At 64.0% G+C, this 8,608-nt stretch carries 12 protein-coding genes; 9 read left to right on the top strand and 3 right to left on the bottom strand.

The window, feature by feature from the left end; all coding sequences use genetic code 11:
- The 3 genes from VMR39_RS14855 to VMR39_RS14845 all read left to right on the top strand — a co-directional run.
- The coding region (locus VMR39_RS14855; protein ID WP_325416740.1) for a hypothetical protein at positions 1–425 on the top strand (425 nt) is incomplete at its 5' end.
- Between the two features lie 117 nt (positions 426–542).
- The gene (locus VMR39_RS14850) at positions 543–794 is read left to right on the top strand and encodes a type II toxin-antitoxin system prevent-host-death family antitoxin (RefSeq protein ID WP_030090526.1); all 252 of its coding nucleotides are present in this window, start codon (positions 543–545) and stop codon (positions 792–794) included.
- A complete protein-coding gene (locus tag VMR39_RS14845; RefSeq protein WP_021688160.1) occupies positions 784–1,206 on the top strand; it encodes a putative toxin-antitoxin system toxin component, PIN family in 423 nt (140 codons plus the stop codon). Before VMR39_RS14850 ends, VMR39_RS14845 begins: the two co-directional genes overlap by 11 nt.
- Positions 1,207–1,232: 26 nt before the next feature.
- Here the strand turns inward: VMR39_RS14845 and VMR39_RS14840 are convergent, their stop codons facing one another.
- Entirely contained in the window at positions 1,233–1,382 is a 150-nt protein-coding gene (locus VMR39_RS14840) for a hypothetical protein (protein WP_021688159.1), read from the bottom strand.
- Positions 1,383–1,674: 292 nt separating this feature from the next.
- Positions 1,675–2,070: a hypothetical protein gene (locus VMR39_RS14835; RefSeq protein ID WP_021688158.1), complete on the bottom strand. Its 396-nt coding sequence runs from the start codon at positions 2,068–2,070 to the stop codon at positions 1,675–1,677.
- An 86-nt stretch (positions 2,071–2,156) separates the two neighbouring features.
- Here VMR39_RS14835 and VMR39_RS14830 point away from each other — a divergent pair, with 86 nt between their 5' ends.
- The 3 genes from VMR39_RS14830 to VMR39_RS14820 all read left to right on the top strand — a co-directional run bounded on the left by VMR39_RS14830 (position 2,157) and on the right by VMR39_RS14820 (position 4,572).
- Positions 2,157–2,411, top strand: a complete 255-nt coding sequence (locus VMR39_RS14830; protein WP_030090527.1) for a DUF5818 domain-containing protein — start codon at positions 2,157–2,159, stop codon at positions 2,409–2,411.
- Between the two features lie 574 nt (positions 2,412–2,985).
- The gene (locus VMR39_RS14825) at positions 2,986–3,465 is read left to right on the top strand and encodes a DUF736 domain-containing protein (protein WP_021688156.1); all 480 of its coding nucleotides are present in this window, start codon (positions 2,986–2,988) and stop codon (positions 3,463–3,465) included.
- An 81-nt stretch (positions 3,466–3,546) separates the two neighbouring features.
- Complete coding sequence (locus tag VMR39_RS14820; protein ID WP_021688155.1) at positions 3,547–4,572, top strand: DUF2493 domain-containing protein; 1,026 nt, start codon at positions 3,547–3,549, stop codon at positions 4,570–4,572.
- A gap of 164 nt (positions 4,573–4,736) precedes the next feature.
- On the opposite strand, the gene VMR39_RS14815 is transcribed toward VMR39_RS14820, so the two are convergent.
- Positions 4,737–5,060 (bottom strand): hypothetical protein, encoded by a 324-nt coding sequence (locus VMR39_RS14815; protein WP_021688154.1) that lies wholly within the window; start codon positions 5,058–5,060, stop codon positions 4,737–4,739.
- Positions 5,061–5,525: 465 nt separating this feature from the next.
- Between VMR39_RS14815 and VMR39_RS14810 the strand changes: the two genes are divergently transcribed.
- The 3 genes from VMR39_RS14810 to mobF form a co-directional block, all read left to right on the top strand.
- Entirely contained in the window at positions 5,526–5,825 is a 300-nt protein-coding gene (locus VMR39_RS14810; RefSeq protein ID WP_013846862.1) for a CopG family transcriptional regulator, read from the top strand.
- A 172-nt stretch (positions 5,826–5,997) separates the two neighbouring features.
- A complete protein-coding gene (locus tag VMR39_RS14805; RefSeq protein ID WP_021243122.1) occupies positions 5,998–8,148 on the top strand; it encodes a type IV secretion system DNA-binding domain-containing protein in 2,151 nt (716 codons plus the stop codon).
- Positions 8,145–8,608 (top strand): MobF family relaxase (gene mobF / locus VMR39_RS14800; RefSeq protein ID WP_325416739.1); only part of this gene is annotated, 464 nt, incomplete at its 3' end. The genes VMR39_RS14805 and mobF, both read left to right, overlap by 4 nt.

Here is an 8,608-nt window from a genome sequence, read left to right as displayed (position 1 = left end):
AAGAATCCTCGAAGGCTGTCGGAATCGTCGTGACCATCCGTGTGATCACGACCACTTCTGATATCGACATCGCAACACCGGAGCAGCTTGCACCCGTGCTCCATGCGGCAATTCAGCGCCTTGGGCAGCTCGGGCGGACGGGATCACTCGCGCTCGCCGCACTGGTCGATAGCGAAGACGACGATTACAATCATGGTTCCTTCTGGATCGACAGCATCGCCGAAGGCGTCAGCCACAGCTATTTCGAACGTCGAAAGGGACGTGCGATGTGGAAATTGCGATACTTCGCGAACGCAACCCGCCTGCTGTTCAAGGGCAATATCCGGTGGGTCATCTACCGCAAAGCTTTGCGCGAATGGCCTGTTGCCGTGGCCGGTAAGGACGGCGCCTATCAACTGGATCCCGATTTTTCGGCCCGCTGGTAGCGCCTGCATCCACGGCGCGCGCGCAAGCGCTGGCGCACAGACCGCTTGAAAGACAGGCTTCTCCTTCTTAGATAGTGAATCGAACGATTCGACCAATTCGGTCGAATGGAGGCAGCCATGCAGACCATCACCGCCAATGAAGCCAAGACCCGCTTCGGCGAACTGATCGACCGTGTACAGCGCGAGCCGGTGCGCGTGACCCGCCGCAATCGGGTTGTGGGTGTGATGGTTTCCCCGGAAGACTATGCAGCCATGCGGGCGTTCTACGCGGACAGGCTCGCCAGCACGCTACGCGAAACCGCCAACGAGGCCGCGCAGAAGGGCCTTACCGATAGCGAACTGGAGCGTCTGCTGTCCGATGAAGGGTGACAGGTTCGTTCTCGATACGAATGTCCTCATCAGCGCCGCGCTTTCAGCGGATTCGACCCCCGCAAGGGTGACGCTCTGGGTGATCGCCCATGCCCGGCTGATCTTCGCCGAGGCCACTTTCGAAGAATTCCGTTCCCGTCTTTGGCGTCCGAAATTCGACAGATATCTGACCATCGAGCGTCGAAATCAGATTCTACACGATTTCAGCGCAATCGCCGACTGGGTGGAGCTGAATGACGATGCTCTTCCGGTCAGCAGCCGAGATCCCGATGATGATATGTTCATCCGCGCCGCCATGGCCGGCTCGGCTCGCTGGCTGGTGAGTGGCCACAAGGATTTGCTGGACGTTCAGGGATTGCCGGCGATTACGATCCTGACGCCGGCGGACATGCTGAAGCGGATTTCCGCATAGCTCTGCCGACAAGGCGCTGGCGGCGGTCAGGCTCCTTCGAGCAGCCGCTCTCGTGCGAGATCAAGCGCGTGCGACAATCGCATCGCCACCACCTGATCCTTGGGGCCGGTCAGGCATTCGAGGGCCGCCTCCATCAGCTCGATGGCTTTTTTCAAACCTGGCTTTTCGTTTGTCATGTCTGCTTCTCCGTCCCGTCGCGCTCAGTCGGCGGGCACCCTCCCCGAAGGAGGATGCCGGCCCCTGAGCCGGACGGTAGAAAGACGCGAACAATAGAACGCGCGCCTGATCTTTAGCCGGAGCCTGGACATAATCAGGCAATCCGGCCGCAAGGCATGCGCCGACTCTATTGTTCGGAGTTTCTACTCTCCGGCCCACCACCGGCGGACACGCTCCTCTAAACCAATCGGGCAGCAACTGCCAATCGGTTCCGGGCGAAATTACCGGATGCCGCAGGTGGGGGCAGGATATTCAGCGTGTCGATAGACGCGCCGCTTCGACCGGCCGATACATATCCGCGCGATCACGCATCAGCTCCGTAAGCCAGACGAGATGGCTCGCCGCGTCCGCCAGCGGCAACGTGGCCACCGCATCGAACAAGCAGCGCTGATAAGGTGAACCGCGATCAAGAATATCGGCAAGGCGCTCGCGAGCGGGGCTATGGAGATCGCTGATCCCGGCATTGGCTTCGCGGGCCGCCTCCAGAAAGGCTTCGGCCAGCTCCTGCGTCTCGTAATATCCGGAATCCAGACCTTCCCCGAGGGCGAGGGCGGCGATCTCGCTGCGCACATCCGCGATGTCGGGATCGTTGACCGCATCGATCAGGGGCAGGCTGAAATCGAACCCGGTGAGATAGTCCGCAATCATGGGAAATCCTTTCTTCCAGGATTGGAACATAGGTCGAACATGTTTACAATCGGAATGATGCCCCGCAATAGGATCGTCGTGATCATATGCTTTTCCTCTTCCGCATGGGCCGCCTCGACCGGCGGATATCCCGCGCCGTGACCGCGGCGGCCGTTCCCCTGCGCCTTCAGGGACGTCTGCGCCGATCCGAGCGCGGTTTCCTCCTCGAGATGGAGGATGGCCACGTCTGGCGCCTCGAGGGCGCGCAGGATTTCCCGCCGCTGGTGGACGCGACCGTCATCGTCGAGGGACGCAAGGCGAGCCCCAGCCTCCTCGACGTTCTCTGGCTCGGGCCGGCGTAGCATCCCCAGAGGCACGCTCTGTTTCCTTCCTCAAGCGTCGCGCTCGCGGCACCGTTGCCGCGGACCTCGGCGAGGACGCCTCGGCCCGCAATCAGCGTCGCACGCGGTCTGTCATCCCACCCTGCGCCGCCTCGCAGGGTCTCGGCGTGCCAGGGCTGGTCCGGGCAAGCAAGGGCTGCCTCCGCCCAAGCTGCGGTAGAAGAAAATGGGCCTGCCGACGGGATTGCCTGATCCAAAGGTGTCGGCAGGCCCATTTTCTTCAACCTCCACTAGGGCGCAGCGCGACGTCCCTTGCTCACCCGGACCAGCCCTGACCCTTGAGCCCCGGCGAAGGCGGCTCCGGATGGGATGACAGACAGGCCCCGTCGCGTCCAACGCTGATCAGGAAGGAATGGCTTCGCCATGCTTTTCTTTGTTCGGGACGCTGCCGCGTCCGTTTTTCTTGGCTCAGGCTCACCAAATAGGATGAAAATCTGTCAAGAAAACAATGGCATATACTCGAAAAGGGGGAGGGGGTATAAGTATAGGTGCGGATGGGGATTGGCCCCGGAAGCATTTTTCAGGAGTATAGGTCATGAATATCGGTGAGTTCAATTTGAAGAAGGGCCGCCTGATTGGTTCGATTGCTACCCGTGCAATCGACCTGCCCAAGCTGGCCTTGCGTCCCGTCGAGAGCGACAACGAACTGGCCCCGGCTTATGAGATCGTCGCGCCCAATGTCGGGGGCCGCGTGGTGCAGATCGGCGCGCTTTGGGAAGCCACGGCCAAGCGGACCGGCGAAGTGTTCCTGCAAGGGAATATCGACGATCCGTCCATGTCCGAACCGCTCCCCATCGCGCTTTTCGGCACGGTCGAGGAAGGCTATCGCGTGGCATGGCGCAGGCAGGACCAGCGCGACGATTTCGGCCCTGCCGTCCGCTCCCCGCGCGACAATGCACCGTCCGGTTCCGGGCGCGGCGATGACTACGGGTTCGGGGACAGCACCGCCGATGCAAACGGCGGATTGTCGAGCCAAGGCGCCGCCGCCGATCTGGACGATGAAGTCGCGTTCTAGGCGCTGAACCAAGACGGGCCGGGGGAGTGGTGGAACACTTTCCCGGACCCTGACCGATCATCGAGCATCAGGAGCCATACCATGAGCAAGCAATCAGCTAAGGTAGCCGTTAGCACATTCGCCGACCTGCCGGAACTCTACGCCGAAGCCATCGCGACGAACCCGTTGGAAGCATCCTTTGGCGATCCGTTGCCGCTGTCGATCATCGAACCGGGCGACGAGCCGGGGGAATATGAGATGCCCGAACCCTTCGCGGCGCAGAAGGTTTGCGGCGAACTCATGACTTCGCTGCATGGCCTGCTGCACGACACGCGGCTTGACCCGCTCGCCCCGCAAATCGCTTGGGGTATCGTCAACAGCTTCCATTTCGTTGCGGGAACGCTGGAGCGTCAGGAGGATCGGCTTGCCGACAAGATCCGCGACATGACCCGGCGCATGGAACCGGGGGAGGTGTTCAACAAAGACCTTGAGGATACCCAGTTGCTTTGCCAGTCGCTCACCGAACAGCGCGCCGCTATCGAGGCGATGCGGGATTATGCCGCCGCGCTGTATCGCGCTTGCTGGCGCAAGGCATGGGCACCGACCAAGGGCAGCAAGGCTTCATCCGTCACCACCGCAAGCTATGTGAACGCGTTGGATTTCTTGCAGGAGCGCGCCCTTGCCAAGCGCGAGAAGCACCAGCCGCAAGGCCCTGTCGTCATCCTGTCCGGCCCCGCCATGTGGGAGGAATGGGAGCCGCTTTGGGCCAAGCTGGACGAGATCAAGGCGCGCGTGCCGCATATGACGCTTGTCACCACCGGGCAGCGCAAGGGCGTTGACGCCATCGCGGCGGCATGGGCGGCAAGGCAGGGCGTGCCCGTCGTCGCGTTCGGCCTCTACGGGGGAGGGAAGAAGCCCGCCTTCACCCGCAACAAGAAGCTGGCCGAGCTTGGCGCGGTGGAAGCCGTCCTTTGCGAGGGATCGGGCATTCAGGCCAATCTCTACCAGACCTTGCGCAAACAGGGCGTTCCCATTCACGCCTTCCGCAAGCCCAAGGATGCCCCTGCATCCCGCAAGCCGCAGGACGGCGAAGGCGATACATTCAGGCGCGCACGGCGCAGCGCCTGACAGCAGACAGCGCGGCGCTTCCCCCAAAGCGCCGCGCCGCTGACAGGACAACAGACCGGCCAAGGCTGGCGCGCATCCTTGCGCGCTGGCCTTTTGTCGTGCCGCCGGCCGCCGCCGCGCCTGACGGCGCGGCGGCGGGGAAGAAAAGGGAAGGGCCGACAGCTTCATGCCCCCGCCAAGGGCGTGGACGTGGCACCATCATTCCCCCTTGCGGGCGCCGGCGCGGCTGGCGCTTTCCCCGAACGGGAGACCTCGGGCGCGACCGACGCCCCCTTGAGCGCCGCCAGCGCACCCGCGCCGCCCAGCCGCAGCACATGGCCCAGCACGTCCCGGAACTCGCGTTCCGTCAGTTGCTCGATCGGCAGCGCTGTCACGATTGCCGCATAGCGATCGCGCAGCTTCTGGCGCGTGGCGGCAATCTCGCCCGCAATGCGTTTCTCGCGCGCTTCCAGATCAGCGAGCTTATCGCGTTCAGACATTTTCGGCATGACCAGTTTCCTTGTTCAGGCTGGCCCGCTCGTCACGCGATCCTTGTCGCACAGGCGCACCCGCGCCACAAGCGACCCCACCGCATAGCGCGACCTATCTCCCCACATCGACCACCACCGCAATGGGTGCGCCCGGCAGCGGTAGGGATGACGCAGCAACTCCGTTGCTGCGGGCAAGCGACGCACGCGCTTCGCGGTTTGTAATGCACCGTACGCACGGGTGCTGTGGCCTGAAACTGCCCTATAATCAATGGTTTCCGTTGGCAGACGCGTCAGCCAGATTTCACGTTATTTGGCTGACGCGTCTGCCGCCTCAGTACTATTGCCCGAAAAAGCCCCGCAATTCCGTCGTTTCCGGCTGGCAGACACGTCCGCCACGCTGATTTTATTGTGATCGTCGCTTGTCTGCGCTATAGTTGCTGTGCGTCGTGACCTCCTTGTCGAAGCTCCAGTCGGAGCATCACCTTGGCAAGGGTCACAATCCGGATCGACGATGCCCTTTACGAGCGGCTGCAGCGCCGTGCCCGTAAAGTCGGCGTCAGCGTCGCCGAACTCCTCCGCCCCGCGATCGACCAGACCGCCGATCCCCGCGGCGGCTACGTCTACACGACGCAGGACGAAATCCTCTCCTGCGTCCTGCAGACGCTCTCTATCCTCGCGGCATCGGTGCGACGCCGGTCGCCCGAGACGCTCGAACAGGGCATGGCCGACGCCAGGGCGCTGCTCCTCGAAAAGGGGCTGCTCTCACCGGACGAACAGCCATGACCCGGCGCGCGGATCCCCACCTCACGGACACATGCCCGGCCTCGCGTTCCCCCTCGGCGGGCTTCCCGTCCGGCCGCGCGATTGCCTGCGATTATTCCCTGCCGGTCAGGGCCATCCCAAATCGGGGGGCATGCCGTAGCGCACCGCCAGCCGTTCGGGGGAGGGGCCGGCCATGAGCATCTTCCGCAACGACACGTTGGGGAGCTGGACGCGGGGCGGGCAGGCGATCGTCCACAATGTCCGCATGACCACCCAGGTCTTTTTCCAGACCGTGCTGGCCGGGCTGATCCTCTGGTTGATGGGGACCGGCTGGTATGCGTTCGAAAAGTCGACCGACTATCAGCGCTTCGTCCTCGCCAAGCTGGTGGAGGCGACCATCAAGGCGGATGCGGCGCCGGGGACCAATGACCCGGTGCTGTTCCGCACCCCCGACGGGCGCCAATACTGGACCTCGGCCGACACCCTCGCCGACTCCGGTGTCGCGAAGCAGGCGCTCCACAAGCTCGAAAAGGACCTCATCCACGGGGCGGCCATTGCCGGTGTGGTCGCCCTCTTCGGACTGGTCAGTGCCTGGTTCTATTTTACCCGAACCGGGAAGGGGCTCGGCTCCAACGAATATCTGCGCGGCGCCCGCTTCGGGACGGCCTCGGAAGTGCGGCGCGCGCTCCGAGGGCAGAAGAAGGGGGCGCTCACAATCGGCGGCGTCGCCGTGCCGGAAGCCTTCGAGCCCGAACATATCCTGCTGGTCGGCGCGCCCGGCACGGGCAAGACCAACCTCATCACCACCATGCTCGAAGGCATCCGCAAGCAGGGTAAGCGGGCGATCGTCTATGACACGGCCGGGAGCTTCGTCGAGAAATTCTATCGCCCCGGCAGGGACATCCTGCTCAACCCGCTCGACAAGCGCACCGACATCTGGAGTCCCTGGGTCGATGTTCCGCGGGAGTATCATTACGACCAGATCGCGGAATCCACGATCCCCGACAAACATGGCGATCCGTTCTGGAGCAAGGCCGCGCGCGGCACGCTGGTCGCGGTCCTGCGCAAGCTCGCGCGGCAGAAGCACACGCTCATCTCGGTCCTGCTTGATCGGGTGCTGCGTTCCCCGCTCGCCGATCTTGCCGCCTATGTGAAGGGCACCGATGCCGCCGCTTTCATCTCCGCCGAGGGGGAGCGCACCTCGGCCGGCGTCCAGGCCGAGCTTGCCTCGGTCATGCGCAGCTTCGCCTATCTCGACGATACCGAGGACGGCTTCTCGATCCGGCGTTGGGTCGAGGACGAGAAGGACGACAGCTGGCTGTTCGTCACCGTCAAGGCCGACCAGCTTCCTTCGCTGCGCCCCCTGATCACGGTCTGGCTCGACATCGCGATCAGCGCGATCATGAGCCTCACGCCCGACCGCGACCGGCGGCTCTATTGCGTCATTGACGAATTGCCGACGCTCCAGAAGCTCCCCAGCCTATCCGACTTCCTCGCCCGTGCGCGCAAATATGGCGGCTGCGGCATATTGGGGTTCCAGTCCTATCCCCAGCTGACCGCGACCTACGGCAAGGAGGATGCGGCGGCCATCACCGGCTACTGCTCGACCTGGGTCGCGCTCCGGGCGAACGATAGCGACACCTCGGAACTTATCTCCAAAAACCTTGGCCGGGTCGAGCAGGTCGAAGCCAACGAGGGGATGAGCTACGGCGTCAATGACATGCGCGACGGGGTGAACCTCAGTCGCATGCAGGTGACCCGCCCGCTGGTTCTGGACACCGAGGTCACCCATCTGCCGAACCTTTCGGGTTTCCTCCGTTTCGGGCGCAATCTCCCCGTCGTCCGTTTCACCGATCGCTTCAATCCGCTGCCTTCGATCGCGGCCGCGTTCGTTGAACGCACCGAGCCCCCCAAAAGGCTGCCGCTCGGCAAGGCCATCATCTCCCAGGCGTGGGCAGAGCGCCGCGCGCGCCAGGCGCGGGAGGAGGCCGCGAGGCGAGGGCAGGGTCCGGGACATCCGGACACGCCGCCGTCTCCCGGAACGGGGCAAGGCGATCTTTTTACCGGCGAGGCCAATCCCCCGCCGGCGCGGGAGCCGACCCAGGAGCCGCCCAGCCTGCCGGATCCCCAGGACGCCGTGCCGCAGGATGAGGTGTTCGGACCCACCGACCACAGCGATTCCGGCATGACGGACGAGGGAGCGCCGATCGACGATCATCCCGACGAGGAGAACAGGGTTGCCACCCCCATCCCCTTGTTGGGGGCGACGCGCGGCACGATCCGTGTGCGGCTCGACAGCCATGGCCGTTCCGAAGGCCCGCGTGAGAAGGCGAAGCCGGCATGATCCATCCTCGCCGCCTCAAGGGGACACCCGCCAATATCGGCCGCTACTATACAATCGGCGACTATTATACCAAGGGCGGCAACGAACCCTCCGAATGGGGCGGCAAGCTCGCCGCCAGCCTCGGCCTGTCCGGGCCTGTCGACCCCAAGCAGTTCGAGGAACTGCTCGCCGGCAAGGTCGGCGACCAGCAGCTCGGTCGCCGGCGCAAGGAAGGCATCCAGCATCATCCCAGCTGGGATTTCACGATCAGCGCGCCCAAGTCGATCTCGATCCTGGCGCTGGTCACGGGCGACGAGCGCATCCTTGCCGCGCACGAGCGGGCGGTCGGGGTTGCGCTTGCCTATGCCGAGGAACATGCCGAGCTGCGCCGCCGGGTGGACGGCGAGATCGTCCACGAGACGACGGGCCGGCTGCTGTTCGCGCGTTTCACCGAATATGCCAGCCGCGAGCACGACCCGCA

The sequence above is a fragment of the Sphingobium sp. genome, assembly GCF_035511395.1.
Taxonomy (GTDB): domain Bacteria; phylum Pseudomonadota; class Alphaproteobacteria; order Sphingomonadales; family Sphingomonadaceae; genus Sphingobium.
The sequence above is the reverse complement of the archived record's forward strand: the minus strand, read 5'-3'. Positions and strand labels throughout refer to the sequence as shown.

What these genes read in the sequence shown, in the direction of transcription:
- VMR39_RS14850 (WP_030090526.1), top strand. Translation starts at nt 543, where the DNA reads ATGCAGACCATCACCGCCAATGAAGCCAAGACCCGCTTCGGCGAACTG.
- VMR39_RS14845 (WP_021688160.1), top strand. Translation starts at nt 784, where the DNA reads ATGAAGGGTGACAGGTTCGTTCTCGATACGAATGTCCTCATCAGCGCC.
- VMR39_RS14840 (WP_021688159.1), bottom strand. Translation starts at nt 1,382, where the DNA reads ATGACAAACGAAAAGCCAGGTTTGAAAAAAGCCATCGAGCTGATGGAG.
- VMR39_RS14835 (WP_021688158.1), bottom strand. Translation starts at nt 2,070, where the DNA reads ATGATTGCGGACTATCTCACCGGGTTCGATTTCAGCCTGCCCCTGATC.
- VMR39_RS14830 (WP_030090527.1), top strand. Translation starts at nt 2,157, where the DNA reads ATGCTTTTCCTCTTCCGCATGGGCCGCCTCGACCGGCGGATATCCCGC.
- VMR39_RS14825 (WP_021688156.1), top strand. Translation starts at nt 2,986, where the DNA reads ATGAATATCGGTGAGTTCAATTTGAAGAAGGGCCGCCTGATTGGTTCG.
- VMR39_RS14820 (WP_021688155.1), top strand. Translation starts at nt 3,547, where the DNA reads ATGAGCAAGCAATCAGCTAAGGTAGCCGTTAGCACATTCGCCGACCTG.
- VMR39_RS14815 (WP_021688154.1), bottom strand. Translation starts at nt 5,060, where the DNA reads ATGCCGAAAATGTCTGAACGCGATAAGCTCGCTGATCTGGAAGCGCGC.
- VMR39_RS14805 (WP_021243122.1), top strand. Translation starts at nt 5,998, where the DNA reads ATGAGCATCTTCCGCAACGACACGTTGGGGAGCTGGACGCGGGGCGGG.